Annotated in this window: 29 protein-coding genes, 1 tRNA gene and 2 riboswitches; of the genes, 13 read left to right on the top strand and 17 right to left on the bottom strand. The window is 69.9% G+C overall.

The window, feature by feature from the left end; translation table 11 throughout:
- Positions 1-7 precede the first annotated feature (7 nt).
- Positions 8-574: an NADPH-dependent FMN reductase gene (locus SROS_RS08375; RefSeq protein WP_012888476.1), complete on the bottom strand. Its 567-nt coding sequence runs from the start codon at positions 572-574 to the stop codon at positions 8-10.
- An 83-nt stretch (positions 575-657) separates the two neighbouring features.
- Here SROS_RS08375 and SROS_RS08380 point away from each other — a divergent pair, with 83 nt between their 5' ends.
- From SROS_RS08380 to SROS_RS08390, 3 genes are all read left to right on the top strand, one after another.
- Entirely contained in the window at positions 658-1134 is a 477-nt protein-coding gene (locus tag SROS_RS08380) for a MarR family winged helix-turn-helix transcriptional regulator (RefSeq protein WP_012888477.1), read from the top strand.
- 75 nt (positions 1135-1209) lie between these two features.
- Positions 1210-1959 (top strand): toxin glutamine deamidase domain-containing protein, encoded by a 750-nt coding sequence (locus SROS_RS08385; protein ID WP_245564587.1) that lies wholly within the window; start codon positions 1210-1212, stop codon positions 1957-1959.
- Positions 1956-2225: a hypothetical protein gene (locus SROS_RS08390; protein WP_012888479.1), complete on the top strand. Its 270-nt coding sequence runs from the start codon at positions 1956-1958 to the stop codon at positions 2223-2225. Before SROS_RS08385 ends, SROS_RS08390 begins: the two co-directional genes overlap by 4 nt.
- 32 nt (positions 2226-2257) lie before the next feature.
- Here SROS_RS08390 and SROS_RS08395 read toward each other — a convergent pair whose 3' ends face one another.
- From SROS_RS08395 to SROS_RS08410, 4 genes are all read right to left on the bottom strand, one after another.
- On the bottom strand, positions 2258-4768 hold the full coding sequence (locus SROS_RS08395) for an ABC transporter permease (RefSeq protein WP_012888480.1): 2511 nt from the start codon (positions 4766-4768) through the stop codon (positions 2258-2260).
- 1 nt (position 4769) lies between these two features.
- Positions 4770-5534, bottom strand: coding sequence for an ABC transporter ATP-binding protein (locus tag SROS_RS08400; RefSeq protein WP_043655046.1), 765 nt, complete (start codon positions 5532-5534; stop codon positions 4770-4772).
- 191 nt (positions 5535-5725) lie between these two features.
- Positions 5726-6379: a response regulator gene (locus tag SROS_RS08405; protein WP_012888482.1), complete on the bottom strand. Its 654-nt coding sequence runs from the start codon at positions 6377-6379 to the stop codon at positions 5726-5728.
- Positions 6380-6476: 97 nt separating this feature from the next.
- Positions 6477-7676, bottom strand: coding sequence for a sensor histidine kinase (locus SROS_RS08410; protein WP_148268990.1), 1200 nt, complete (start codon positions 7674-7676; stop codon positions 6477-6479).
- A 543-nt stretch (positions 7677-8219) separates the two neighbouring features.
- Between SROS_RS08410 and SROS_RS08415 the strand changes: the two genes are divergently transcribed.
- Complete coding sequence (locus SROS_RS08415; protein ID WP_012888484.1) at positions 8220-8963, top strand: SAM-dependent methyltransferase; 744 nt, start codon at positions 8220-8222, stop codon at positions 8961-8963.
- Between the two features lie 206 nt (positions 8964-9169).
- Here the strand turns inward: SROS_RS08415 and SROS_RS08420 are convergent.
- The 3 genes from SROS_RS08420 to bcp all read right to left on the bottom strand — a co-directional run bounded on the left by SROS_RS08420 (position 9170) and on the right by bcp (position 10242).
- Positions 9170-9242, bottom strand: a tRNA-Leu gene (locus SROS_RS08420).
- Positions 9233-9703 (bottom strand): HNH endonuclease, encoded by a 471-nt coding sequence (locus SROS_RS54375; protein WP_081453060.1) that lies wholly within the window; start codon positions 9701-9703, stop codon positions 9233-9235. The genes SROS_RS08420 and SROS_RS54375 overlap by 10 nt, the downstream gene beginning before the upstream one ends.
- A 74-nt stretch (positions 9704-9777) precedes the next feature.
- Complete coding sequence (bcp, locus tag SROS_RS08425; RefSeq protein ID WP_012888485.1) at positions 9778-10242, bottom strand: thioredoxin-dependent thiol peroxidase; 465 nt, start codon at positions 10240-10242, stop codon at positions 9778-9780.
- 111 nt (positions 10243-10353) lie between these two features.
- Here bcp and SROS_RS08430 point away from each other — a divergent pair, with 111 nt between their 5' ends.
- A complete protein-coding gene (locus SROS_RS08430) occupies positions 10354-10692 on the top strand; it encodes a DUF3618 domain-containing protein (protein ID WP_012888486.1) in 339 nt (112 codons plus the stop codon).
- 196 nt (positions 10693-10888) lie between these two features.
- Here the strand turns inward: SROS_RS08430 and SROS_RS08435 are convergent, their stop codons facing one another.
- Positions 10889-12082, bottom strand: coding sequence for an amino acid deaminase/aldolase (locus tag SROS_RS08435; protein ID WP_012888487.1), 1194 nt, complete (start codon positions 12080-12082; stop codon positions 10889-10891).
- A gap of 151 nt (positions 12083-12233) precedes the next feature.
- Here SROS_RS08435 and SROS_RS08440 point away from each other — a divergent pair, with 151 nt between their 5' ends.
- On the top strand, positions 12234-12851 hold the full coding sequence (locus SROS_RS08440; RefSeq protein ID WP_012888488.1) for a DUF6286 domain-containing protein: 618 nt from the start codon (positions 12234-12236) through the stop codon (positions 12849-12851).
- A 185-nt stretch (positions 12852-13036) separates the two neighbouring features.
- On the opposite strand, the gene SROS_RS08445 is transcribed toward SROS_RS08440, so the two are convergent.
- From SROS_RS08445 to SROS_RS08480, 8 genes are all read right to left on the bottom strand, one after another.
- Complete coding sequence (locus tag SROS_RS08445) at positions 13037-14725, bottom strand: hypothetical protein (protein WP_012888489.1); 1689 nt, start codon at positions 14723-14725, stop codon at positions 13037-13039.
- Positions 14726-14939: 214 nt separating this feature from the next.
- Positions 14940-16316, bottom strand: coding sequence for an L-serine ammonia-lyase (locus SROS_RS08450; protein ID WP_012888490.1), 1377 nt, complete (start codon positions 16314-16316; stop codon positions 14940-14942).
- Positions 16317-16395: 79 nt separating this feature from the next.
- Entirely contained in the window at positions 16396-16785 is a 390-nt protein-coding gene (gene gcvH / locus SROS_RS08455) for a glycine cleavage system protein GcvH (protein ID WP_012888491.1), read from the bottom strand.
- The gene (gene gcvT, locus SROS_RS08460; protein WP_012888492.1) at positions 16782-17870 is read right to left on the bottom strand and encodes a glycine cleavage system aminomethyltransferase GcvT; all 1089 of its coding nucleotides are present in this window, start codon (positions 17868-17870) and stop codon (positions 16782-16784) included. The genes gcvH and gcvT overlap by 4 nt, the downstream gene beginning before the upstream one ends.
- 33 nt (positions 17871-17903) lie before the next feature.
- Positions 17904-17998, bottom strand: a riboswitch (glycine riboswitch).
- A riboswitch (glycine riboswitch) is annotated at positions 17999-18097 on the bottom strand.
- A gap of 252 nt (positions 18098-18349) precedes the next feature.
- Complete coding sequence (locus SROS_RS08465; protein ID WP_012888493.1) at positions 18350-19045, bottom strand: gamma-glutamyl-gamma-aminobutyrate hydrolase family protein; 696 nt, start codon at positions 19043-19045, stop codon at positions 18350-18352.
- Positions 19046-19225: 180 nt separating this feature from the next.
- Positions 19226-19990 (bottom strand): 3-oxoacyl-ACP reductase, encoded by a 765-nt coding sequence (locus SROS_RS08470; RefSeq protein ID WP_012888494.1) that lies wholly within the window; start codon positions 19988-19990, stop codon positions 19226-19228.
- 5 nt (positions 19991-19995) lie between these two features.
- A complete protein-coding gene (locus SROS_RS08475) occupies positions 19996-21342 on the bottom strand; it encodes an aldehyde dehydrogenase family protein (RefSeq protein ID WP_012888495.1) in 1347 nt (448 codons plus the stop codon).
- A 2-nt stretch (positions 21343-21344) separates the two neighbouring features.
- Positions 21345-22688, bottom strand: coding sequence for a glutamine synthetase family protein (locus SROS_RS08480; protein ID WP_012888496.1), 1344 nt, complete (start codon positions 22686-22688; stop codon positions 21345-21347).
- A gap of 125 nt (positions 22689-22813) precedes the next feature.
- Between SROS_RS08480 and SROS_RS08485 the strand changes: the two genes are divergently transcribed.
- From SROS_RS08485 to SROS_RS50820, 7 genes are all read left to right on the top strand, one after another.
- Complete coding sequence (locus SROS_RS08485; RefSeq protein ID WP_425358631.1) at positions 22814-23494, top strand: FadR/GntR family transcriptional regulator; 681 nt, start codon at positions 22814-22816, stop codon at positions 23492-23494.
- Between the two features lie 39 nt (positions 23495-23533).
- Positions 23534-24286: a hypothetical protein gene (locus SROS_RS08490; protein ID WP_245564588.1), complete on the top strand. Its 753-nt coding sequence runs from the start codon at positions 23534-23536 to the stop codon at positions 24284-24286.
- Between the two features lie 22 nt (positions 24287-24308).
- On the top strand, positions 24309-24629 hold the full coding sequence (locus tag SROS_RS08495) for a hypothetical protein (RefSeq protein ID WP_012888499.1): 321 nt from the start codon (positions 24309-24311) through the stop codon (positions 24627-24629).
- On the top strand, positions 24629-25327 hold the full coding sequence (locus SROS_RS08500; protein WP_043655049.1) for a nucleotidyl transferase AbiEii/AbiGii toxin family protein: 699 nt from the start codon (positions 24629-24631) through the stop codon (positions 25325-25327). The genes SROS_RS08495 and SROS_RS08500 overlap by 1 nt, the downstream gene beginning before the upstream one ends.
- Positions 25328-25381: 54 nt before the next feature.
- Positions 25382-25624, top strand: coding sequence for a hypothetical protein (locus SROS_RS08505; protein WP_012888501.1), 243 nt, complete (start codon positions 25382-25384; stop codon positions 25622-25624).
- Complete coding sequence (locus tag SROS_RS08510) at positions 25609-26070, top strand: PIN domain-containing protein (protein WP_012888502.1); 462 nt, start codon at positions 25609-25611, stop codon at positions 26068-26070. Before SROS_RS08505 ends, SROS_RS08510 begins: the two co-directional genes overlap by 16 nt.
- A 265-nt stretch (positions 26071-26335) precedes the next feature.
- The gene (locus tag SROS_RS50820) at positions 26336-26536 is read left to right on the top strand and encodes a CsbD family protein (RefSeq protein ID WP_012888503.1); all 201 of its coding nucleotides are present in this window, start codon (positions 26336-26338) and stop codon (positions 26534-26536) included.
- The last annotated feature ends 171 nt before the right edge of the window (positions 26537-26707 follow it).

Raw genomic sequence — 26707 nt, forward strand, 5'->3', positions numbered from 1 at the left:
GGATCGTCTAGACCGGGCTGCGCATCGCGGACATCGCCCGGGTGAGCCGGCCGAGCTCCTCCAGCATCGCGTCCGCCGACCCCGTCAGGGTGTCGTCGGCGACCAGGTGGCCGTCGGCGTCCATGCTCCTGCGCCTGAAGACGGTCACCGCCTCGCCCGCCGGGACCATGCGCAGCTTGGTCACCACCGGCTTGAGCAGCTCGACCGCGCGCATGCCGCCGGACAGCCCGCCGTAGCTGACGAACCCGACCGGCTTGTGGGCCCACTCGCGGTAGAGGAAGTCGAGGGCGTTCTTCAGGGGCGCGTTGAAGGCGTAGTTGTACTCCGGCATGACGAAGACGAACGCGTCCGCCGCGTCGATCGTCGCGCTCCAGTCCCTGGTGTGCTGGTGGACGTAGTTGCCCGTGGTCGCGTCCTCGGGCTCGTCCAGGAACGGCAGGCCCACCTCGGCCAGGTCGACGAGCTCCACGTCGAAGCCGCCGTGCTCGACGGCGTGCCGGGTGAACCAGTCGCCGATGTTCCGCCCGATCCGGGTCGGCCGGGTGCTGGTGACGATGACCTTCAGCAGCGGCATGGTGCCCCCCAAAAAGTTGTTTACGTGTAAACAGAGCTTGCCGCCATTTTGGTTACATGTCAACTAACGGCTAGGGTGGGCACATGGCCGACCCACGGTGGCTCGACGAGCGGGAGTTCCGGGCATGGCTCGGCTACCGCCGTATGCGCCTGCTGCTCGACGCCCAGATCGTCCGCGACCTCAACCGGGACTCCGGCCTGTCCGACCCCGACTACGACGTGCTGTCCGCGCTGTCCTCCAGCAAGGACCGCCGCTGGCGCCTCAACCAGCTGGCCGCCCACATGCTGTGGTCCAAGAGCCGCCTGTCCCGGCACATCAGCCGGATGGAGGAACGCGGCCTGGTCACCCGCGAGGAGTGCGCCGCCGACGCCCGCGGCGCCGACATCGTCCTCACCGACGGAGGGATGCGCGCCATCGAGGCCGCCGCCCCCGACCACGTCGAGTCCGTCCGCCGCCACCTGATCGACCTGCTCACCACGGAGCAGATCGAGACCCTCGGTGACATCGCGGACACGGTCCTGGCGCACCTCGCCGAAGACCAGGGCGACACCGCCCCTTGAACTGGTCAACTCGCCCGCGCCGCACCGCAGGCCGCCCTAACATCGGGCCCGAGGCGGATGGGCGAGGGGGACCGTGTGGCTCAGGTGTTTCTACCCGCGGGGGTCTACAACCCCGTCGTGACCGCGGACGGGCAGCGATGGCGCGACTTCGAGCTGGAGGCTCAGGGGTCGGTCGTGGTGGCGGCGCCCCGGGAGCCCGAGCGGGGGCAGTGGCGACCACTGCGGCTGGAGCGCTGCAGGCCGTACGGCGTGGCCGGAGGGCTGGCGCGGCCCGATCCGCAGACCCAGGAAGACATGGTGCGGGCCGTGCCGGTGACGGAGCAGGGGATACCCCGGCGCTTTCCCGACCCCCGGGGCATGTGGATCAGGTTGATCAACGGAGCCGGAGCCGCCGAGGACCCCTTCCGGGCGACCAACGCGGTGGACTGCGCCCTGGCGGTGCTCTGCACCTGGTACGGCGCGCCGACGGTGGCCGCTCCCCGGCGGCCGGAGTACGACCGGGTCGGAAAGCCGCTGCTCACCGGTGAGGCCGGGGGAGTCGCCCGAGCCGAGCGATGGCTGGGGCAGCGCTTCCAGTACGTGGGACAGGGGCGCCATGCCTACCTCCCGATCGCCCAGGCCCTGCTGGCCGGAGGACACGGAGCCGCCGCGATCATCATCAACCGCTGGCCGGCCGGCGGCAGCCACGCCTGGAACGCGGTCAACTCCGGCGGAGAGGTGATCTGGATCGACGCGCAGCGCGGCCACATGGCGGTCGAGCCGCCCTACGAGTCGGTGACGGGCGTCTTCTGCGTGGTCATCGACAGGGACGGGCGCCGGCTGTGAACCTCGACCAGGCCAGAGCCATCGCCGAGGAATACTTCAACGGTGTCCGCAGCCCCGGCTCCGCAGCGGAGATCAGGATATACACCTTCAACGAAGGCTACGTCGCCTGGTCGAAGGAGCCCGAACCCGACGACCCCAGCGTGCTGCCCGACACCGTCGGCTCCGGCTGCGTCGTGATCGACAGAGCCACCGGCGAGGTCGTCATCCGCCCCCTGCTCAACCCCGAGACGGTGGCGGACCAGTGGCCGGGGCGCCGCCCCCGATAGAAGACGCCCCGGCCACCGGCAGAAGACCCCGCTCAGCCCGAGGCGAGCGACCCCACGATCGAGGCACGCGCCGCCCTGCGGGCAGGCAGCACGGCGGCCAGCACCCCGGCCAGACCGGACAGCGCCACGAACGCCAGGATCTGCAGGACCGGAAGCCGGAACGCGACATCCCCCGTCATCGTCTGCGCCGCGGCCCAGCCGAACGTGACACCGAGCACCACACCGACCAGCGCGCCGATGAGCCCCAGGATCAACGCCTCCACCGAGAGCATCCACCGCAACTGCGGCCGGGTCAGCCCGAGCGCCCGCAGCAACGCCGACTCCCGGGTCCGCTCATGGACCGACAGGGAGAGCGTGTTGGCGATACCCAGCAGGGAGATCAGCACCGCCAGGCCCAGCAGACCCGTGATGATCATCAACATCATGTCGAGCGCCTCGTCGAACTCGCCCCGCACCTCCGTCGAACTGGCGACCTTCGCCGTCGGATACGGCTGCGCCGCCGCCTCGACCACCTTGCGGGCCTGCTCGGGACCGACACCGTCCCTGGCGTTGACCAGCACCCGGCTGTCGCCGACCGCGCCGAAGTAACGCTCGAAATCCTCCTTGGGCACCGTCACCCCCGCCAGGTCGGTGACCTCGGAGTCGAAGGTGGACACAACCGCCAGCTCCACCGTGCCGGCCTTGGCCGTCCGCACCGGCACCCGGTCACCGACCTTGAGACCGAGATCCTTGGCGACATAGTCGGCGACGACCGCGGTCCCCGGCCTGAGCACGTCGATCGAACCCGTCACCAGCTCCGGCCTGAAGTCCGCGGGCGCGACGAACGTCCCGACCTCGTACTCGTCCTTCCCGACCTTGGCAATGGTCTGGCGGAACGCGGCCACACCGGTCAGCTCCGGCCTGCTCCGCAGATCCTCCGCCAGCGCGCGGGGCAACCCGGAATCACGGGCCTGCGGCTGGATCATGTAGTCCACGGGAAACTGGTCGTCGAGCTTCTGGGAGTACGTCGCCCGCATGGTGCCGGTCAGAACGGCGATCAGCGTCATCAGCGTCACCCCCACGGTGAGCGCCACCGTCGTGGTGGCCGACCGCTTGGGATTACGCCGCGAATTGTCCACCGCCAGCCTGCCGGGCACCTTGAAAAGCCGCGCCGGCAACCAGCCCACGAAAGCCCCCAACGGCTTGACGATCACCGGACCCAGCGTCAGCACCCCGAGGAAGACGAGCGACCCTCCGACCATGACCACGATGAGCGCGGCCTGACCGGGCTCCATCCCCAGCGCGGCCACCGTCGCGCCCACCCCCGCGACCAGGAACAGCGAAGCGAAGATCACCCGGATCAGCCCGGCCCTGAACGTGTGCTCCTCGACCTGCGTGCGCAGCGCCGCGATCGGCGCCACCCTCGTCGCCGACCGGGCCGGCAGCAGCGCCGCCCCCACCGTGACGACCAGGCCGATGAGCAGGCCGAGCACGATCGTCCGCGGCGCCAGCGCGGCCGTAGCGGACGGCAACGGCGCACCCACCGAGGTCAGTACGGCCAGCGCACCCGCCCCCAGGCCGTAACCCAGCAGCAGGCCCAGCACCGACGACAGCAGACCGACCACCACCGACTCCAGCACGATGGAACCGAACACCTGCCCGCGGGTCGCGCCGATACAGCGCAGCAACGCCATCTCCCGCGTCCGCTGGGCGACCAGAATGTTGAAGGTGTTGTAGATGACCAGCGCGGCCACGAACATCGCCACCAGGCCGAACATCAGCAGACCCATCGTGATCATCTGGGTGTCGGCGCCGTTCTGCCTGGCCAGGGCGTCGGCATAGTCCTTGCCGGTCTTGACCTGATAATCCGGACCCAGCGCCGCGGCGATCGAATCGCGCACCGCATCCTGCGTGACGCCCTCGGCCGCGGCGACGTCGATCTCCCGGAAACCCTTCTCCCCCGTCATCGACCGGGCCGTACCCGTGGTGAAACCGACCGCGCCGGTAAAGCCGAGCTCCTGATTGAGACCCACATCGAACAGGCCCACCAGCGTGAACTCGTGCTTGACCTCCTTGGAGTCCAGCACCGTGATCGTCTCACCCACCGTGAAACCACGGGTCCTGGCGGTGTTCTCGTCGAGCACGGCCTCCGCCGGAGTCCTCGGGGCGGAACCACTGGTGATCAGGGTGCGGTTCAGCGAGCCCTCCGCGATGGAGACACCCGCCGTGGGATAGTCACCCGCGACCTTGCCGTCCTTGCCCATCAGCGCCGAAGTCCCCTGCACGAGCCCCTGGGCGTCGGCGACCCCGCCGACCGCGCGGACCTTCTCCAGCACGGCGTCCGGAACGAGCGGCTCCTCACGGGACCGCTCACCCGGCGCCGGCGTCACGGCGGCATCGATCCTGTCGGCCGCCGCGGAGAACTTCTGGGTGAAACCCGCGTCGATGGTGTCGGTGAGCACGAACGTGCCCGCGATGAAACCCACCCCCAGCGCGATCGCCAGCGAGGTGAGCAGCAGACGCAGCTTGTGCGCCCGCAACCCGGCCAGAGTCGTCTTCAGCAACTCAGGCCTCCAGCTTCATCAGCGTGTCGAGCACGGTCTGCGGCGTCGGCCTGACCAGCTCGCTGACCAGCAGACCGTCACGGAGAAAGACCACCCGATCGGCATAGGAGGCCGCGACCGGGTCATGGGTGACCATCACGATCGTCTGACCCAGTTCATGCACCGACGTGCGCAGGAACGACAGCACCTCGGCACCGCTACGCGAGTCCAGATTGCCGGTCGGCTCGTCGGCGAAGATCACCTGCGGCTTGCTGATCAGAGCACGGGCCACCGCCACCCGCTGCTGCTGCCCGCCCGACAGCTCAGCCGGCTTGTGACCCAGCCGGTCACGCAGACCCACCGTCTCCACGACCCGATCGAACAGATCCCGATCGGCCTGACGCCCCGCGATCTCCAGCGGCAGCCGGATGTTCTGCTCCGCGGTCAACGTCGGCAGCAGGTTGAACGCCTGGAAGATGAAACCGATCCGCTCACGACGCAGCAGGGTGAGCTGCTTGTCGTTGAGCCCGGTGAGCTCCACGTCACCGATGTGGACCTGCCCCCCGCTGACCGTGTCCAGCCCCGCCAGACAGTGCATCAGCGTGGACTTACCCGACCCGGAAGGACCCATGATCGCGGTGAAGGCGCCCGTCGCGAAAGAGATGTCCACCCCCCGGAGGGCGTGCACGGCCGCATCCCCCTGGCCGTACACCTTCGTCAGGCCCCTGGCTACCACGGCGGCCGCCGCGTCCCCCCGCGCGTTCCACGCGCCGACCTCTCCGGTGATGGTCACGTCAACTCTCCTCGGCAACATGTGCGTAATGACGAGACAAACGCTATTGCCGGAGAAAGCGCAGGCCATCGGCCTCCAGGACGGACTCCCCGTCCACCGCAGGACCCCCACCGAGGGATCACTGCCACCTCCGGGGTAGCCCCGCCTCAGCCATTCGGCCGAGACACACCCCCCGCACCGCCCCGCTAACCCGCCGAATGAGGGGTCACAAGCCCCGACTCATAGGCGTACACCACCACCTGAGCCCGATCCCGCAGGCCCAGCTTGGCCAGAACCCGGCCCAGATGCGTCTTGACCGTCGCCTCCGCCAGATCCAGCCGATCAGCGATCTCCATATTCGACAACCCCCGGGCCACCAGCACGAGCACCTCCCGCTCCCGCGCCGTCAACCCCCCGAGCGCCGCCTGCTCCACCACACCCGGAGACGGCAGATGCACGGCGAAACGCTCCAGCAGCCGCCGCGTCGTACTCGGCGCGACCACCGCATCCCCACTGTGCACCGAATGGATCGCACTGATCAGATCCGAAGGCGGCACATCCTTCAACAGAAACCCCGACGCACCCGCCTTCAACGCCGCGAACGCGTAATCGTCCAGATCGAACGTGGTCAGGATCAGCACCCGAGGCCGCTCACCCGCCGCACAGATCAACCGCGTCGCCTCCACCCCGTCCATGACCGGCATCCGCACATCCATCAGCACCACATCGACCTCGGCCGACCGCGCGGCCTCGACCGCCGCGGCCCCGTCGCCCGCCTCCGCGACCACCCTGATGTCCGGCTGCGCCCCGAGCACCATACGGAACCCGGCCCGCAGCAACGCCTGATCATCGACCAGCATGACCCGGATCACCGGCCGCTCACCGCTCCCCGCACACCCCGCGAACGGCCCCCGCCCACCACCCGACGACCCCGCCCACCACACCGGACCCGCTCCATCACGCGGCCCGGCTCCGCCCGGTCTCACCGATCGGCAACCGCGCGGTCACCTGAAACCCACCACCCAACCGAGGCCTGGCCTCGATGCTCCCACCGAACATCGCGGCACGCTCCCGCATGCCGACCAGCCCATGCCCGCCCGGACGCCCCGCAGCGGCCCCACCACGACCGTCATCGGTCACCCGCAAAAGCAGCTCACGCACGCCGTACTCCATCTCGACCGTGGCACTGGCATCCGGACCACCATGCTTGAGGGTATTGGTGAGCGCCTCCTGAACGATCCGGTACACCGTCAACTGCTCACCCTCCGGCAGCTCCTGCGGAACCCCGACGACCCGCAGCTCGACCGGCAACCCCGAAGAACGCACCTGCGCCACCAACTCGTCCAACTGCGACAGACTCGGCTGCGGGGCATACTCCTCGACGGCGACACCGTCCGTCCGCAGCACCCCCACCATCCTGCGCATCTCGGCCAGCGCCTGCCGCCCCGTCTCAGCGATGGCCCGCATGGCCACACGGGCCTGCTCGGGATCACTGTCGATCGCGTAACCCGCCCCATCGGCCTGAACAATGATCACACTCACGTTGTGCGCGACCACATCGTGCAACTCACGGGCGATCCTGGCCCGCTCCGCCGCCGCCGCCAGCCGCGCCTGCTGATCCCGCTCATGCTCGGCCCGCTCGGCCCGCTCCTCCAGACTCTCCAGATAGCGACGGCGCGTGTTGGCGTAGATCCCCGCGATCCATATCGCGACCACGAACACCGACGCACTGGCGAAAGTCCCCGGATCAGGATTCGTCGTTATCTGACCGAACGAGAGAGCCAACCCCAGCTCGGCCACCAGACCCGCCGCCACGGCCCAGCGCAACGGCCGGAGCGACGCCACCGCGTACATCGCGATGAGCACGGCCACGTTGAACGGCAACGGATCCACACCGGCGAGCCACTGGCCGAAACTCGCCACCGAGACGATCGCGAACACCGTCAGCGGCCGGCTCCGCCGCCAGAACAGCGGCCCCACCAGCACCAGACCCAGCACCAGATAGACCCACGGATCCAGCAGCCCGCTCTGATACCCCTCCGAGCTAAAAGCGATCATGAAAAGAGTGCCCAGAGAGGCCAGCATGAACGGCGCCAGCCACAGGGCGTCCACGACACCGGGATGGCGCCGGCTCCGGGCGCGCAATCTGCCGAACACACCACCACAATACGTATCCGCAGATCAATGCCCTTCCCCCTCAAGGGGGAGTCCCGCCTACGACCCAGGTCGCACATCGCACATGGCTTACGTGTTCTTTACCCCTCATTGGGCATCATGGTTTCCGGGAGCACCCTCCGGGGTGAGTAAAGGGAGAATGTTTGTGATGGCGGATCACAATCACGCCGGGTCGCGCGGTGAAGAGGATGCACCGCGCGACCCGACGGTCCGTCACCGCCACGGCCGACCGTCCGTCACCGCCACGGGCTGACCGTCCACCTCCGGCCGACCGTCCGTCACCGCCACGGCCGACCGTCCGTCACCGCCACGGGCTGACCGTCCACCTCCGGCCGACCGACCGTCACTGTGACGGGCTGACCGTCCGCCACCGCCACCGGCTGACCGCTCCACACCGCTGAGCCGGCCGAAGGACCACCCGGCTCCAGCCGCAGCCCCAGCACTCCCCGCAGCCCCCCAGACCTGGCCGAATGCCGGATTTAATCCGATGGCGCCCCTTCCTCGGCCTCTGGCACAGTTCCTCCGATGGAACGCCAGTTAATCAGTCACATCGCCCACTACGATCACCCGATCGCCGCCCCGGTGAGCGAGCAAAACCTGGAGCGCCTGCTCACCCGCGCCAAACTCGCCCCCGGAGCACGCATCCTCGACCTCGGCTGCGGAGAGGCGCCCTGGGTGCTGCGGGCACTGGAACTCCACCCCGAAGCAGTCGCCGACGGGGTCGACATCTCCGAGCACGCGCTGACCGCCGCCCAGAAAGCCGCCGACCAGCGCGGGCTGTCCGACCGGCTCGGCCTCCACCACGTCCCGGCCGCCGACTTCACCGGCACCGAACCCTACGACCTCGTCCTCTGCGTAGGCTCCACCCACGCCTTCGACGGGCTCACCGCGACCATGCAGGACATACGCCGCCACCTGCGACCCGGAGGACTCGCACTGGTGGGAGAGGGCTTCTGGGAGACACCCCCCACCCCGGAGGCACTGACCAAGCTCGGCGCGAACCTCGACGACTACGGCGACCTCTCCGCGACCGTTGCCCAGGCCGAGGACGCCGGATACGCCACCGTCTACGGCCACACCAGCGACCTCGCCGAATGGCACGAATACGAATGGTCCTGGATCGGCACCCTCACCAACTGGGCCCTCGACCACCCCGGCCCCGACGGCGACGCCGCCCTCGCCGCAGCCCGCGACCACCGCGACATGTGGCTCAACGGCTACCGCGACATCCTCGGCTTCGTCACCCTCCTGCTGCGCCGCACCGACTGAGCCAGATCCCGTGACCGGTCGGCGGCGTCGCGCTCACCACCGCCGCAGCCGACCGGCCCCACCAGTTGATTTGTTTCATGTACTGCCGTAAATCCCGGGTGACCTTACTTCTTGGCGCCGCCATGCTTTTTTAAAGCGTCTCTCGGGTCGGCTGGGAAATGAAATTAACTGGCGATCTGATTAATGGATAATCATTTTCTGTTCTGTAGGGCCGTCGGGATTCGAACCCGAACTGGCGCGGACCTAAACCGCGTGTCTCTGCCTTTGGACTACGGCCCCTTGCTTTTTCCTGCGAAACTTTCTGTCTGTGAATGGCAATTTGGACAGAGAAATCGCAGGTTTTCTTTTCTGTTGTCAAGCCAATTGCCGCTGATGTGGTCGACGTGTAGCGTCAGTGGCCGACCTTGCCAGACTGCCTCGATCTTACAGTCCGCGCAGCGATGTGGCATCCCGGTTGCGATCAGGCTCCTTCTGAGCTGCCTGGGGTTGGGGCGGGGGCTGCCATCCGGTAGGACGACGAGAACCTGTTCGGGGCGGAGGCGCCTGGGTGAGGGCTGTCCTCGGTGGTGTGACTGCCCCAAGAAGTGTGAGGTATCGATTCCGAAGTGCTTCAGGCGGCGACTGATGTGGGCGTGGGAGCCGCCGGTCCATTTCACGCCGAGGTGGCGGAGGACGTCGGCGATGCTCAGAGAGTTGGCTGCCGCCTCGGCCAATATTTCGGGGGTGTACTTGGTTGGCATGCCCCAAGGATAAGTAATGGGACTGACAATTCCTGGGGCATGCGCGGGTCGTGCTAAATGGTGAAAAAAGGCATTTAATCGAGGCCGAGTTCGCGGCGGAGGCGGGCCACGTGGCCGGTCGCCTTCACGTTGTAGAGGGCCTTTTCGATTTTGCCGTCGGCGTCGATGACGAAGGTGGAGCGGATGACCCCGACGGTGGTCTTGCCGTACATCGTCTTCTCGCCGTGGGCGCCGTAGGCCTTGTGGACCTCCAGGCCGGGGTCCGACAGCAGGGGGAAGGTCAGGGCGTCGTGCTCGACGAACTTGGCGAGCTTGGCCGGGGTGTCCTTCGACACGCCGAGGACCACGAAGCCCGCGGAGGTCAGGGAGGCGAGGCTGTCGCGGAAGTCACAGGCCTGCTTGGTGCACCCGGGGGTCATCGCGGCGGGGTAGAAGTAGAGGATGACCCGCTTGCCACGGTAGGCGTCGAGGGACACGGTCGTGCCGTCGGCGGCGGGAAGTGTGACGTCCGGGGCGGCGTCGCCCGGTTCGAGTTTCATTCGGCTCCTCCGAGGAATTGTTCCCAGGTCAACTTACCGGCCTGCCCGAAGTGTCGTGGGAGGGCCGGACCTGACAGACTGATCAATGTCAAGGGCGATGAGAGGAGAGCCATGGCGGACACCGATCCCGCGGAGTTGGAACGGCGGATCGAGCGGACCCGTGCGGAGTTGGCCCAGACGGTTGACGCCATCGCCGATCGGGTGAGCCCGAAGAAGGTCGCGAGGCGGACCGTCAGCAAGGCGGAGTTGAGTGCGAAGCAGTTCCTGGTCTCGGTGGGAGACAGGGTCGGCGAGGTGGTGGGGGGTGCGCCGCGGCCCGTCAGGCTGGGGGACGAGCCCGATGATCTGTGGGCGGACGAGCAGCCGGACCTGGCGCCGGTCCTGATCGGCGTGGGCGTGGTGCTGGCGGTCAGCGCGATGGTCATGTTGTGGCGGCGCCGGCGCCGTTGATCCCGGGGGTGTCCGCCGGTGCCGGGCCGGCACCGGCGGCCCGGCGGCGGGCGTGTCCGCCCGTGTCAGGGTGCCCGTCCGTGTTCAGGGTGTCCGCTCGTGTCAGGGTGCCCGTCCGTGTTCAGGGTGCCCGTCCGTGTTCAGGGTGTCCGCTCGTGTCAGGGTGCCCGTTCGTGATCAGGCTGCTCGACTGTGTTCACAGGAAGGTCCTGCCCTCGCCGCGGTAGGTGGGGACCTGGTCCACGATCTCGTCGCCTTCGATCAGGTGCAGGGTGGCGAAGCGTTCGCAGAGCTCGCCCGCCTTGGCGTGCCGGAACCAGACGCGGTCGCCGACGCGCAGGTCTTCGGCGGCCTGGCCGAGGAGTGGGGTCTGGACCTCGCCGGCGCCCTCGTCGGAGTCGTAGCGCAGCCCGCAGGGCAGGTAGGGCTGGGGGAGGCGGTCGGGGCCGGGGGCGCCGGAGGCGTGGTAGCCGCCGCCGAGGACGGTGACGACTCCGGGGGCGGGGCGGCGGACGACGGGCAGGGCGAACAGGGCGGCGGGGCGGCCGGTGAAGTTCCGGTAGAAGTCGAACAGGCGGGGGTGGAAGAAGCCCGATCCGGCGGCGACCTCGGTGATGGCCTTCTCGCGGGTGGTCTTCTCGATGCTGCCGGTGCCGCCGCCGTTGACGAACTCCAGGTCGGCGACCTGGGTGACGGCCTGGACGATGCGGCCTCTGCGTGTGATCAGTTCGCGCCGTGACCGGGCCTGCATCAGGCGGATCGCCCGGGTGAGGGCGGCGTTGCCGGGGGGGTTGTCGCCGACTCCGGCGATCTGTGCTTCGTAGGCCATCAGGCCGACCAGGCGGAAGCCGGGCCGTTTGGCGACGTCGGCGGCGAGGTCGGCGGCCTGGTCGGCGTCGCGGACGGGGGAGCGCCGGGCGCCCGCGCGGAATCTGCCGCCGAGGGCGACGTATCCGGCGTCGATGTCGAGGCAGATCCGGATCTCGTGGCGGTCGCGGACGTCGGTGACGGCCGATTCGATGAAGTCCAGGTGTTCGGTCCGGTCGATCATCACCGTGATCTCCTGTGCCGCGCGGGTGTCGGCGGCGAGTGCGGTGAGTGCGGCGCGGTCCGCGGTGGGGTAGGCGACGAGGATGTCGCGTAGTCCGGTGGAGGCGAGCCAGAGGGCTTCGGGCAGGGTGAAGGCCATGATGCCGGCGAAGCCGTCCATGGCGAGGATCCGTTCCAGGACGGGGCGGGATCGGATCGACTTGCTGGCGACCCTGATGGGTTTGCCGCCGGCGCGCCTGGTCATGCCGGACGCGTTGGAGCGCAGGGCTGCCAGGTCGAGCACGGCGAAGGGGGGATCCAGTTGTACGGTGGCCCGGTCGTAGCGCTGGCGGTCATCCATGACGGCAGGATAACCTGATCCAACCGAATATGAATATTATTCATGTTAATGTCGGGGCGGTAAATTCTCCTGCCAGAGCGGTCCCAAGATCGTGAAAGTGGCCGGTCGGATCTCCCCCGGGCTGCCGGGGCCGCGTAGACCTGACCGGGTGATGAGCACTCTCCAGGACATCATGTCGAGCGCGGGCGGCACGGCGGGCGGTGAGAGCCTGCAGGCGGTCCGCCGCCGGTCGCTGCGGCTGCTGAGGCCGGGCAGGACCCCGGCCGGTGTGGTGGTCGCCCTGACGGTGTCCGTCGCGCTGGCGGCCGCGACCGGGACGACGGTCGGCCTGGTGACGGACTCGCCGTTCGGGCGGATGCCGTACCGGCAGTTCGCCGCCTGGGCCGGTGAGTCGAGATGGTCCGACTCCGGCCCGCTCGCCCTGGCGCTGCTCGCGGCGGCGGCCGGGGTCCTGCTGCTCGGGCTCGCGGTGCTGCCGGGGAGGACCCGGCTGGTGCCGCTGGAGGCCGCCGATCCCCGGATGGTGATGGGCCTGACCAGGTCGGGGCTCCGCCGTACGCTGCGGGCGGCGGCCGAGTCGGTCAACGACGTGGGCAGGGCGCGGGTCCGTCTCGGATGGCGGAACATCGAGATCACGGTGGTCAGCGACGCTGACCGGACCGGGCACCTGCTGCGTCAGGTCGGTACGGCGGTCGGCGACCGGATGGCAGGTCTGGGCGCGATGTGCGGAGGTGAGGTCGTGGTACGGCTGCGCAGGCGGGGGATCTGATGAAGGCGTACCTGGGCAACCGGATCGGCCTGGCCGTCACCGGAGCGGTGCTGGCCGGGGCCGGGCTCTACGGGTTCCTGCGGGGGCAGGGCAAGCTCCCCCAGCCGCGTGGGGACCGGATCCTGAACAAGGGGATCCCGGGCTATCTGGCCGAGCATCCGCTGGTGGGGTGGCTGGTCGCGCTGCTACTGATGGCGCTGACGCTGCTGGCGATCCGGTGGGTGCTGGGCGCCGTGGGGTGGGGGCGGTGGGGGAGCCGGACGGGGAGCGGGACCGCGATGCTGGGGGTCGCGCTTAAAGAAGTCGAAGGGCTCAGGCGCATCCAGGTCAGGTCGGTGGCGGGCGACCGGCTGCGGATCGGGGTCGTCTGCGGGCCAGAGACGGACGTCGCCAAACTCGTGGCGCGGCTGAACAAGGACGCCGTGGGCAAGGTCCGCAGGACGGTCGGCCACGACGGGCTCGGAGCGGTCGTCCGGCTGCACGTGCGGCGTCGCTGAGCGCCGCCGGGGGCCGAAGGCCAGTCCGGCGGCCAGGCACGCCAGCGGCAGGGCGGGCACCACGTAGCGGTGGTCGAAGGCCGCGATGAAGGGCGGCAGGGCCAGCAGGACGGTGCCCGCGGCCCACGGCATCAGCGCGGGGCCGCCGAGCCGCCGCAGGCGGAGCAGGACGCCGGCGAGGCCGATCAGCAGGATCGCGGCGACGAACGGGCCGCGGAGGAAGCCGTACTGCTGGTAGGCGCGCAGCCAGCCGGCATAAGGCTCGGCCAGGGAGGGCGCGCCGGAGGCGCCCTGGTAGGCGATGGTCAGCTCCTGGGCGGTCTTCCCCTGGGAGGCGGTCCCCTTGGGGAAGGGCCTGGCCGTCTCGGGGAAGATGTACGCGCTCTGCGGGCCGGGGGTGGGGTAGACCCTGCGGTCCCAGGCGAAGATGTGGGCCACGTCGGTCAGGCCCGCCCGGAGGAAGTCCAGGGGCTGTGCCTTGATGGCCTGGGTGGCGAAGTCGCCGGCGAGCCTGTCGCGTTCGGCCCAGGTGCCCTTGATCTTGTTGAGCGGCGACGCGCCGTCCCAGATGTAGACCGGTGGGGGCTTGCGCTCGCTGAGTGGCTCGGTGAGGCAGAGGGCGGCCTCCGGCCCGGTCGGTTTGATCTTCGCGCAGTCGGCGAAGGTCGCCGTGCGCGCCCACAGGAAGGCGTTTCCGCGGGTCAGCCCGTAGGTGCCGTACTCGGAGCCGAACCAGGCGGCGTAGGAGCCCAGGCCGATCGCGGCGGCCAGCGCGGTGGCGGTGACCGCCTTCCAGCCGGCGCGGCCGATGACCAGGCAGACCAGCACCACGGCGATCAGCGGCAGCCCGATCGTCCGGGTGACGGTCGCGGCGGCGAGCAGGAACCCGGCGAGGAGGGCGACCCAGACCGGCGGCCGCCGCCACCACAGCAGCAGCGTGACCGCCAGCACCGCCAGGAACTCCATGAGCAGGTCGGCCATGACGAGGTGTTCGAGCTGGATCTGGTGGACGTCCAGCAGCACCGGCAGCGCGGCGAGTGTCGCGCCCCAGCCGGGCAGGCCGCCCAGGCGGCGCAGCAGGAGGTAGACGCAGGCGGCCACGGCCAGGCCGAGCAGGTGCTGGACCACGACCACGGCCTGGACGCTCGACAGCGGCTGCAGCGCCCACAGGAACAGCGAGTAGCCCGAGGGGCGCGACTCCAGGGGGCGGGGGTCGAGTCCCGCGTTGAGGTAGACGAAGGAGTCGGCCCAGAACCACAGGGCGGGCCGGTAGCCGAGCACGGCCAGGGTCCTGAGCCCGGCGCCGGCCAGCAGCGCGGCCAGGAAGAGCCAGTGGGCGCGGAGGAAGCGGCTCGCCGGGCGTACTCCCGCTGACACCAGAACCTCCCGAGTCTCCGCGACAGGAGGGCTCCGTGACGGGAGCCTCCGCGACAAGGCACCCCAGCATAGGCGCGAGGACGGGCGGTCCTGTACGAGATGATGAAGATCATGCCGATTGACCTGTTTGCCGGACAGGTCGAGGGGCCCGCGGGGCGTTCGCCCGGGAGGCCCGCGGGGTGGGCACCCGGCGACTTGCCGCCGGGCGCCCCGTTCAGCACTCGATGACGTTGACGGCCAGGCCGCCCCGGCTGGTCTCCTTGTACTTGTCGAGCATGTCGCGGCCGGTGTCGCGCATCGTCTTGATGGCCTTGTCCAGGGAGACGAAGTGGCGGCCGTCGCCGCGCAGCGCGATCCGGGCGGCGGCGATGGCCTTGATCGAGGCCACCGCGTTGCGCTCGATGCACGGGATCTGGACCAGGCCGCCGATGGGGTCGCAGGTCAGGCCCAGGTTGTGCTCGATGCCGATCTCGGCGGCGTTCTCGACCTGCTCCGGGGTGCCGCCCAGCACCTCGGTGAGCCCGGCGGCGGCCATGGAGCAGGCCGAGCCGACCTCGCCCTGGCAGCCGACCTCGGCGCCGGAGATGGAGGCGTTCTCCTTGAACAGCACGCCGATCGCCCCGGCGGTGAGCAGGAAGCGGACCACGCCCTCGTCGTCGGACTTGGGGGTGAAGCGGTCGTAGTAGGTGAGCACGGCCGGGACGATGCCCGCGGCGCCGTTGGTCGGGGCGGTGACGATCCGGCCGCCCGCCGCGTTCTCCTCGTTCACCGCGAGGGCGTACAGCGAGACCCAGTCCATGGCCTGGAGCGGGTCCTTCTCGGGGGACTCGCTCTGCAGCCGCCGGTAGAGCTGGTGGGCCCGGCGCCTGACCTTCAGCCCGCCGGGCAGCACGCCCTCCTTGGCGGTGCCGCGCCGGACGCACTCGGCCATGACCCGCCACAGGTTCAGCAACTGCTCGCGGATCTCCTGCTCCGAGCGGCCGAAGGCCTTCTCGTTCTCCAGCATCAGCCCGGAGATCGACAGGCCGGTCTCCGCGCAGTGGGTGAGCAGTTCGGCGGCTGTCGTGAAGGGGTACGGCAGGGCGGTGTCGTCGGGCTTGATCCGATCGGCGCCGGTGGCGTTCTCGTCCACGACGAAGCCGCCGCCCACCGAGTAGTAGACCTTCTCGCGGAGCGGCTCGCCCGTCTCGGACAGGGCGGTGAAGCGCATGCCGTTGGGGTGGTGCGGCAGCGAGATCTTGCGTTCGAAGACGAGATGCTCGCCGACGACGAAGGGGATCTCGCGCGAGCCGTACAGGAGGATCGTCCCGGAGGCGCGCATGGCGGCCAGCCGGTCGTCGACGGTGTCGACGTCCACGAGCTCCGGCTTCTCGCCCGACAGTCCGAGAAGGACGGCTTTGTCGCTGCCGTGGCCCTTGCCGGTCAGTCCGAGTGAGCCGTACAGGATCACCTCGACTCCGGCGGTCTTGTCCAGGAGCCCGTCCTGGTCGAGGCCGCGGGCGAATTTGTGCGCGGCGGCCATCGGCCCGCCGGTGTGCGAGCTGGACGGGCCGATTCCGATCTTGAAGAGATCGAAGACGCTGATCGCCATTGATCTGGTCCCTGCCTTCACATCGCCGTGATCATGCGCGCCGGATGACGCGCATGATCACGGCGCAAGAGGAGAAATTTCAGGACTCGCCTGAAGTGAGAGCGGTGTACTCCTCGGCGGACAGCAGGTCGTCGGCGTCGCCCTCAAGACGGACGCGGAACAGCCAGCCCTCCCCGTAGGAGTCGCTGTTGACCAGGGACGGGTCGTCCACGACCGCCTGGTTGACCTCGACGATCTCACCGCCCACGGGGGCGAAGATGTCGCTCACCGACTTGGTCGACTCGACCTCGCCGACGGCGTCACCTGCGCTGACCGCCGTCCCGACCTCGGGGACCTGCACGTAGACCACGTCACCCAGCGCCTCGGCGGCGTAGGCGGTGATGCCCACGGTGAGGGTCAGGCCGTCATCGATGCCCGAGATCCACTCGTGCTCCTTGGTGTAGTGCAGGTCATCGGGAATGCTGCTCATTTTTTCCTCCTGTAGAAAGGCAGTTCGACAACATCGACCGGTTCGCGACTGCCCCGGATGTCCACCGCCAGGCCGGTGGACAGGTCGCCGTCCACGTAGGCCATGGCGATGGGCCTGCCCAGGGACTGGGAGGGCGCTCCGCTGGTGACCTCGCCGACGACGGCGCCGTCCGCGGAGACCACCGGATAGCCGTGCCGGGGCACCCGGCGGCCTGTCGCGACCAGTCCGACCAGGCGACGGCTCGGCGGGACGTCCTTGAGCGGCTCCAGGGCGGCCCGGCCGACGAAGTCACCCGGCTTGTCAAACCTCACCACACGGCCGAGCCCCGCGTCGAACGGAGTCAGGTCGGCCGACAGCTCGTTTCCGTACAGCGGCATGCCCGCTTCCAGGCGGAGGGTGTCGCGCGCCGACAGCCCGGCCGGGAGCAGCCCGTACGGCTCGCCCGCCTCGGTGAGCGCGGCCCAGAGCGGCTCGGCGTCGTCCGCCGCGACGAACAGCTCGAAGCCGTCCTCGCCGGTGTATCCGGTGCGGGCGACGAGGGCCTCGCGGCCGGCCACCGTGGCGGGCAGGCCGGCGTAGTACTTGAGCCCGTCGAGGTCGGCGTCGGTCAGCTCGCCCAGGATGGCGCGGGAGTGCGGGCCCTGGACCGCGACCAGCGCGTACTGCTCGGAGCGGTCCTCCACGGCGGCGTCGAAGGCCTTGGCGCGCTCGGTGAGCTCGGCGGCGACCCGCGGGTAGTTGGAGGCGTTGGCGACGACCATGAACTCCTCGTCCGCCAGGCGGTAGACGATCAGGTCGTCCAGCACGCCGCCGGAGGGGTCGACGATCATCGTGTAGCGGGCGCGGCCCGGCTCAAGGGCGGAGAGGTGGCCGACCAGCGCGTAGTCGAGGGCCTCGCCGGCCTGCGGGCCGGTCACGAAGATCTCGCCCATGTGGGACAGGTCGAACAGGCCCGCCGCCTGGCGGACCGCGTTGTGCTCGGTGGACTCGCTGCCGTAGCGCAGCGGCATCAGCCAGCCCGCGAAGTCGGTCAGCGTCGCGCCGAGGGTCTCGTGGACACCGCGCAGCGGCGTGGATCGGGACATGTTCGCACCTCAGGCAGGGGTCAGATGAGAGCATCCTCCCCCTCTGTCATCGATGCCTGAGAGCTTCGCCCGGTTTTTGCCGGACTTTCACCTTCGGCGAGGCCGTCAGGCCTGCTTTCCAGAGGTCACCTACCCGTACGGTCCTTTGCCTTGAGAGGTTCGCGGGGAGGGCTTGCTCCTTCAGGGGTCCTGGTCTGGATGTCAGGACGCTCTCCCGCACGGGATTCATCGGTGTCGTAGCCAGCCTAACCGTCCGCACCGGCCGAGCGAAATCCCCCGGACGGCGTGTTCTCGCCGTTGGGAGCGGTTCGGAGGGGTTCCGGGCGTCCCGGCGTGCTTCGGGGTGGTCCGGAGACGGCTGAAGAGGCGGTCCTGAGGCGGCCGTACAGGTCCTGAGGCGGCCGTACAGGTCGTACAGGTCCGAAGGCGGTCGTACAGGTCCGAAGGCGGTCGTACAGGTCTGGAGGCGGCCGTACAGGTCAGGAACGGGTCTGCCGTACGAGTTCTTCGAACAGCAGGCTCTCGTCGTCGGCCTCGGGATGCCACTGGACGGCGACGGCGAACGGGTGGTCCTCCAGCTCCACCGCCTCGACCGTGCCGTCGTCGGCGTGGGCGGTCGCGGTCAGGCCCGCGCCCAGCCGGTCGGCGGCCTGGTGGTGGTAGTGGGCCACGTCCGCGGTCTCGACGCCGAGGATCTTGGCGAGCCGGCTGCCGGGCACCGGCCGTACCGGCATCCGGCCGAAGCCGCCGGGGGCCGGGGCGTGCCCGCTGTGGCCGACCACGTCGGGCAGGTGCTGCCGGAGGGTGCCGCCGAGGGCGACGTTCAGGACCTGCAGGCCCCGGCAGACCCCCAGGAACGGGATGCCCCGCTCCAGGGCCGCCCGCACCAGCCCGAACTCGGCGTCGTCGCGGAAACCCCGGACGTTGCCGGTCCGCTCGTGCGGGGCCGCGCCGTACCGGGCCGGATCGACGTCGCCGCCACCGGCCAGGATCAGCCCGTCCAGCCGTCCCGCCAGCGCGGCCGGGTCGCCCGCCGGAGGCAGGATCACCGGCTGCCCGCCCGCACGGACCACGTGGTCGACGTAGTCGTACGGCAGGAGCGCGGTGGTCATCTCCCAGACGGTGAACTTCGCGGGCTCGACGTAGCAGGTGATGCCGATGACGGGACGGGACATGATCTCTTTCTTGCCGGGTGCCGGGTGCCGGGACGCGGGGGCCGTGCCCGCCTCCCGGCACGGTCACCGAGGAACTCCCGGCACGTTATCGAGGAGAAGGTATGGGGTGGGCAAACCCGGGCGCCGTCCACGGTGGCGGCCGGGGGTGCGCCCGGACGCCGCCGTCCTGTCCGGGGACGATCACAGGGGGGTGACGTAGGCGCTCGAGATGCCGCCGTCCACCAGGAACTCCGACCCGGTGACGAAGCTCGCGTCGTCGGAGGCCAGGAACGCCACCGCGGCGGCGATCTCGGAGGCCTCGGCGAACCGGCCGACCGGGATGTGCACCAGGCGGCGCTGCGCCCGCTCGGGGTCCTTGGCGAACAGCTCCTGCAGCAGCGGAGTGTTGACCGGTCCCGGGCAGAGCGCGTTGACCCGGATGCCCTCGCGGGCGAACTGCACGCCGAGTTCGCGGGACATGGCCAGCACCCCGCCCTTGGACGCGGTGTAGGAGATCTGGCTGGTGGCCGAGCCCATCACGGCCACGAAGGACGCGGTGTTGATGATCGACCCCTTGCCCTGGCGCCGCATGTAGGGGATGGCGTGCTTGCAGCACAGGTAGACCGAGGTGAGGTTGACCTCCTGCACCCTGCGCCAGGCGTCGATGCCGGTCTCCAGGATCGAGTCGTCCTCCGGCGGCGAGATGCCCGCGTTGTTGAAGGCGATGTCCACGCTGCCGTAGGTGTCGAACGCCGTCTGGTACATCCGGACGACGTCGGCCTCGACGGTGACGTCGGCCTTGACGAACAGGCCGCCCACCTCGGCCGCGGCCGCCGACCCGCTCGCCTCGTCCAGGTCCACGCACACGACGCGGGCCCCCTCCTCGGCGAACCGGCGGGCGGTGGCCAGGCCGATCCCGCTCCCCGCGCCGGTGATGACGGCGACCCGGTCCTGCAAACGCTGCATGGCTGTCAATCCTCCGAAATGAAGACGTTCTTGGTCTCGGTGAACGCGGACAGGGCGTCGGGGCCCAGTTCGCGGCCGAGCCCGGACTGCTTGAAGCCGCCGAACGGCGTCCAGTAGCGGACGCTCGAATGGGAGTTCACGCTGAGGTTGCCCGCCTCGACCGCCCGCGCCACCCGCAGCGCGCGGCCGACGTCCCTGGTCCAGATGGACCCGCTGAGGCCGTACCTCGTGTCGTTGGCGATCCGTACGGCGTCGGCCTCGTCGTCGAACGGGACCACCGACACCACCGGTCCGAAGATCTCCTCGGTGAACGCCGGGTCGTCGAGGCGGCCGGGGGTCAGGACCGTCGGCGGGAACCAGAAGCCCGGACCCGGCGGGCACGGCCCCTGCAGGTGGACCGGCCCGGTGACGAAGGAGGCGACCCGGTCCCGGTGCTCGGCGCTGATCAGCGGGCCCATCTCGGTGCCCTCCTCGCGCGGGTCGCCGACCCTGACCTTCAGCACCGCCCGCGCGAGCCGTTCCAGGAAGTCGTCGTAGACCGTGCGCTCCACCAGGATGCGGGAGCGCGCGCAGCAGTCCTGGCCCGCGTTGTCGAAGACCGCGTACGGGGCGGTCGCCGCGGCTCTCTCCAGGTCGGCGTCGGCGAAGACCACGTTGGCGCTCTTGCCGCCCAGCTCCAGCGTGATCCGCTTGACCTGCGCGGCGCACTTGGCGGCGATCTCCTTGCCGACCGCGGTCGAGCCGGTGAACACGATCTTCGCCACGTCGGGGTGGTCGACCAGCCGGGCCCCCGCCACCTCCCCGGCCCCGGGCAGGACCTGGAGCACCCCCTCGGGGAGGCCGGCCGCGAGGGCCAGCTCCGCCAGCCGCAGGGCGGTCAGCGGCGTCCACTCGGCGGGCTTGACGATCACCGTGTTCCCCGCGGCCAGCGCGGGGGCCACCCCCCAGGTCATGATGACCATCGGGAAGTTCCACGGAACGATGACGCCGACGACGCCCAGCGGCTCCTGGAAGGTGACGTCCAGCCCGCCGGCCACCGGGATCTGCCTGCCGTGGTTGCGTTCGGGCGCCCCGGCGTAGAAGTTCAGCACGTCGCGGACGTTGCCCGCCTCCCAGCGGGCGTTGCCGACCGTGTGCCCGGAGTTGGCGATCTCCAGCTGGGCCAGCTCCTCGGCGTGCTCCTCCACCAGGGAGGCGAAGGCGCGCAGCAGCCGGGCACGGTCACCCGGGCCGATGTTCCGCCAGGTGGCGAAGGCGCGCCTGGCGCGTTCCACCGCCCGGTCCACCTCGGCGGCGTCCACGGACCCGACCTCGGCGAGCACCTCTTCGGTCGCCGGATTGATGATCTTCATGCTCACATCCGTTCGAATCCCCGGAACAGCTCCCAGTCGGTGACCGCCGCGTCGAAGGCGGTCAGCTCGACCCGGGCGTTGTTCGCGTAGTGCGCCACGACGTCCTCGCCGAAGGCGTTACGGGCCGTCTCGGAGCCCTCCCACAGCTCCAGCGCGTCGCGGAGCGTGTGCGGCACGGTCTCCGCGCCCGATGTGTAGGCGTTCCCGGTGAGCGGCTCCTCAAGCGGCAGCTCGTTCTCGATGCCGTACAGCCCGGCCGCGACCAGCGCCGAGACCGCCAGGTAGGGGTTGACGTCGCCGCCGGGCACGCGGTTCTCGATCCGCAGCGACGGCCCGTGGCCGACCAGCCGCAGCGCGCAGGTGCGGTTGTCCACGCCCCACTTGACCGCGGTGGGGGCGAAGCTGCCCGGCACGTACCGCTTGTAGGAGTTGATGTTGGGGGCGTAGAGCAGGGTCAGCTCGCGCATGCGGGCGAGCTGGCCGGCGATGAAGTGCTCGCCGACCTTCGACAGCCCGTACGGCCCGGCGCCGGCCATGACCGGCTCCCCGGCTCCGTCGCGGAGGGAGACGTGGATGTGGCAGGAGTTGCCCTCGCGCTGGTTCGGCTTGGCCATGAAGGTGATCGACATGCCCTCCTGGGAGGCGATCTCCTTGGCGCCGTTCTTGTACACGGCGTGGTTGTCGCAGCTGGTGAGGGCGTCCGAGAAGCGGAAGGCGATCTCGTGCTGGCCGAGGTTGCACTCGCCCTTGGCCGACTCGACGTACATCCCGGCGCCCTCCATGCCGAGCCGGATCCTGCGCAGCAGCGGCTCGATCCTGGAGGTGCCGAGGATGGAGTAGTCGACGTTGTAGAGGTTGGCCGGGGTCAGGTCCCGGTACGCGCGCCGCCAGGCCTCCTCGTAGGTGTCGTTGTAGACCACGAACTCCAGCTCGGTCCCGACGAAGGCGCCCCAGCCCCGCCCGTCCAGCCTGCCGAGCTGCCGGCGCAGGATCTGCCTGGGCGAGGCGGCCACGTCCGAGCCGTCCTCCCACCCCAGGTCGGCCATCACCAGGGCGGTGCCCTCCTGCCACGGCACCCGGCGCAGGGTGGACAGGTCGGGCCGCATCACGAAGTCGCCGTATCCCCGCTCCCACGACGACATCGCGTAGCCGTCCACGGTGTTCATGTCGACGTCCACCGCGAGCAGGTAGTTGCACCCCTCGGAGGCGTGGTGCACCACCTCCTCCAGGAAATAGCGCGCGGACAGCCGTTTCCCCTGCAGGCGGCCCTGCATGTCGACGATCGTCAGCAGCACGGTGTCGATCCGTCCCGCCCCCACCTCGTCGCGAAGCTCGCTGACGTCCACGCCGCCCTCCTCGCCGGAGTCTTATTGGGCTAGTGTCAGACCATTGAGTTCCATGTGAGGATCCGTTGTCAAGGGTGGAGGTGAGATTGGACGAGTCGCCGCGACTGACGACCGTGCTTCGGCCGGTGCGTGCGGGGAACGCGTTCGAGGAGACCGTGGAACGCCTGCTCCAGGCGATCAAACTCGGGGTGGTGACCGAGAAGCTGCCGCCGGAGCGGGAGCTGGCGGTGCAGCTCGGGATCAGCAGGGTCACCCTGCGCGAGGCCATCCGCGCGCTGCAGGAGGCGGGCTACCTCACCGTGCGGCGCGGCAGGTACGGCGGCGCCTTCGTCACCTACGCCCCGCCCCGCCCCGGCCAGGGAGACCTGCGCAGGGCCGTGGCCGACATGGGCGACGACGACCTGGCCGACGCGCTCACCTTCCGGATGGCCGTGGAGTGCGGCGCCGCCCAGGTGCTGGCCACCGCGGAGCTGAGCGGGGCGCGGCGCGACGCGCTGCGGCAGCGCCTGCGCGAGGTCAACTCGGCCGGGCCCGACGACTACCGCCGCCTCGACACGGCCTTCCACCTGGCCATCGCCGAGCTGACCGGCTCCCCGCTGCTCGCCGCGACCTGCGCCGACGCCAGACTCCGGGTCACCGACCTGCTCAACGCGATCCCCGTCCTTCAGCGCAACATCGAGCACGCCGCCGCCCAGCACGAGGCGATCGTCACGGCCATCCTGGCCGGGGACCCCGAGGCCGCGCGGCGGGCGGTCGCCGAACATCTTGAGGGGACAGCAGCCTTGCTGCGAGGGTTTCTCGCATAATCTGGTGGACCAGTGGGAGATCTGTTACGGCAAAGAATCGTGGACACAGGGCGGCTGCCGCTGTTCTGTTTCTTCGTCGCGCTGATCGGCGCCTTCGTGTTCACCCGGATCAACGTCCGGCTCATCCGGGCCAAGATCGGCTGGTTCCGCAACGTCAATGTCGGTGAGATGCACATCCACCACGTGGTGTTCGGCGTGGTGCTGACCATGCTCGGCGGGGTGTCGGGGCTGATCGTGTCGGGCATCTCGCAGACCTGGTACGCGGTGACGGCGGCCGTCTTCGGCATCGGCGCCGCCCTGATCCTGGACGAGTTCGCGCTGATCCTGCACCTGCACGACGTCTACTGGGAGGCGGAGGGCCGCACGTCGGTCGACGCGGTGTTCATCGCGATCGCGATCACCGGCCTGCTCCTGCTCGGCCTGCGCCCGCTCGGCTGGGAACGCTCCGACGGCACGCCGCAGGGGACGTGGCTCACTGCCGGGGTCATCGTGCTCAACCTCGCGCTCGCGGTGGTCACCCTGCTCAAGGGGAAGATCTGGACCGGCCTGGCGGGTCTGTTCATCCCGATCCTGCTGATCCCCGGCGCCCTGCGGCTGGCCCGCCCGGGATCGCCCTGGGCCCACTGGTTCATGGCGCCTGGCGCCCGGCGGCCCCGGCCCCGCCAGATGGCCAGGGCCGAGCGCCGCGAGGAGCGCTGGCGCCGCCCGGTGATCCGCGCCAAGATCGCCTTCCAGGAGTTCGTCTCCGGACGCCACGACCTGCCCTCCACCCGGCGCAGGATCCGGCGGTGAGCGGACGGGCATACTGGGAGGCGTGAGTGCCCTTCCATCCCGCTGGGACGGTGTCGAGCGACGGGTCCCCGACTCCCTGGCGGACCTGCGCGGCCCGGCCACGGGAGTGGTCGCCCTGCCGGTCCACCTCGGCTGGTCGGGGCTCACCGAGTTCGACCTGCTGAATCCGCTGCTGCGGATGAGCCTGTACCGCGCGGTCATCACCGGCGGCGGCCGCGGCGACGCCGAGTCCTATCTGAACGCCGGGCTCCTGGTCGCCGACTGGCCCACCCTGCGCCGGGGCCTCGGGCCGGGTTACCGCAGAGCCTGGGAGGGCAAGATCGCCGCGCTGGGGTGGGAATGATGCTCCTGCCTCCCCTCCAGCAGCGGATGCTCCAGGCCGTGCTGCCGGCCTGCGCCCGGTTCGGCCTGGTCCTGGCCGGCGGCTACGCCATGAACGCCCACGGCTTCACCGACCGTCCCAGCAACGACCTCGACTTCGCCACCGCCGCCGAGCTGCCGCTGCCCGAGGTCGCCGAGGGGGTCGCCGAGGCGCTGGGGGAGGCCGGGCTGGAGGTCACCGTGGTCGAGGTCACACCGCGGATGGGCCGCCTGGTGGTCAGCGATCCGGTGACCGAGCAGAGCTGCGAGTTCGACCTGCTGCGGGAGGCCTTCCAGCAGCAGCCCGTGATCGTCGGAGACCTGTCCGTCGTCTCCCTGGACGACGCGGTGGGACTCAAGATGCGGGCCCTGCACGAGCGCAGCCTCGCCCGCGACGTCATCGACATCGCCTCGGTCTCCCACCTGTACGGCTTCCGCGAGTTCGAGCAGCTCGCCCGCCTGCACAACGAGGAGTTCTCCCTCGCCGAGCTGGTGATGCGGCTGGAGTTCGTCGACCTGATCGCGGACGAGGAGTTCGAGGCCTACGGGATGGACGAGGCTCGGATCGCCGAGATCAGGCGCTTCTCCTACGCCTGGGTGGAGGACATCAAGCTCCGCCGGGCCGACGAGGGCGACGCCGAGTACGGCGCCGACTACGACGACGTCCCCGACCCCGACTGACGGAAGATTGGAAAGAGACGCCGGCTATGCCACTGGTGGTGGCATAGTTGGGGCATGGCCATACCTCAGCCCGCAGATCCAACGATCAAGAAGTCGGTGACTCTGCGCCGATCTGTGGCTGAGGAGGTCGAGACCCGGACAGGCCCTCGCGGGTTCTCCCACTTCGTTGATCAGGCGGTCGAGTACGGACTCGCGCTTCTGAAAGCCCAGGAGATCGTGGAGGACCACGAGAGCAGGGTCGCTCCTCTGACCGGAGCGGATCTGGAAGAAGCCAGGCGCGCGTGGCACGGCGGGTAAAGGGGCGGAACACGCCACCGGAGGCCGCGTTCCCCACGCCTCTGTTCGTCCTCGACGCTCAGCCGTTCTCTCTCCTCGGTGAGGACGATCCCAGGATCGTGGCACGCATCGCGGTGGCCCGGCAGGAAGGGTTCGTCCCCGCGATAAGTGCTGTGACCCTTGCGGAGGTACGCCGTGCCGGTGAGGTGGGCAGGCGTCTGGCCTGGCAGCGGTCGTGCCTGACGGTGGTCCCCGCCTCCGAGGAGGTCGCCGACCTCGCCGCTCGCCTGCTTGAGGACGCGGGTCTGGACGGGCATGAATGCGTGGTCGGCGCTCTCGTGGTCGCTACCGCCGCCATCGGAAGCGGACCCGCGAAGGTAACCTCCAGTGACGCGTCACATGTACCCAAACTGATCGCGGCCGCCAAGCTCAGGCGCGCCTCTCCGCTGGGGTGGGTTCCCATCTAGCGTCGTCGCCTCCGGCTTGTGCCGTACGGAAGTCTCTACGCCGCCCTGCCTCGACCGTTCATCTCCAGCCCCGGACGGACCCTCCCTCATCAGCGGACCGTTCGAGGGTCTCTGCGCGTGCACGCCGCAAGCTGCCGGGTTGGGCGGCTGGGGTCAGGCCGGGTGATGAGGCGAGGGGCTCAAGAGCGACCGGGAAAGTCCTGGGACGCATATTCGGGGGTCTGGCGGGCAGGCGACGGTCCTGCCTGCCGAAGGAGTGTGGATCGTGGGTCTCATCGAGAAGCTCAATCTGCGTGAGATGAAGGCCAGGGCCAAGCGGAAGCTGGGCAGCCGGACCGGCAACCGCCGGCTGGTGGCCGAGGGGCGGACCGAGGAGGCCGAGGCGAAGCTGCTCAGGACCCAGGACGAGATCCTGGACACCGTGGCCGAGATGCGCAGGGAGTACGGCGTCCGCCGCCGCGGCTGACCCGGCCGGAGGTTCCCGGGCGCCGGTGTCTCGCGGATGTACGGCGAGCCGATCCGCGAGACAGGGGCGCCCGGCGGAGACCGTTCCTCAATTCGACGGGGCGGGCAAGCGCCTGCCCAACGGCGCAGCCGCCGGCCACGTCCAGTGGCGTGATGTACGAGTAGCTGGTGC

The sequence above is a fragment of the Streptosporangium roseum DSM 43021 genome (assembly GCF_000024865.1).
GTDB classification, from domain to species: Bacteria; Actinomycetota; Actinomycetes; order Streptosporangiales; family Streptosporangiaceae; genus Streptosporangium; species Streptosporangium roseum.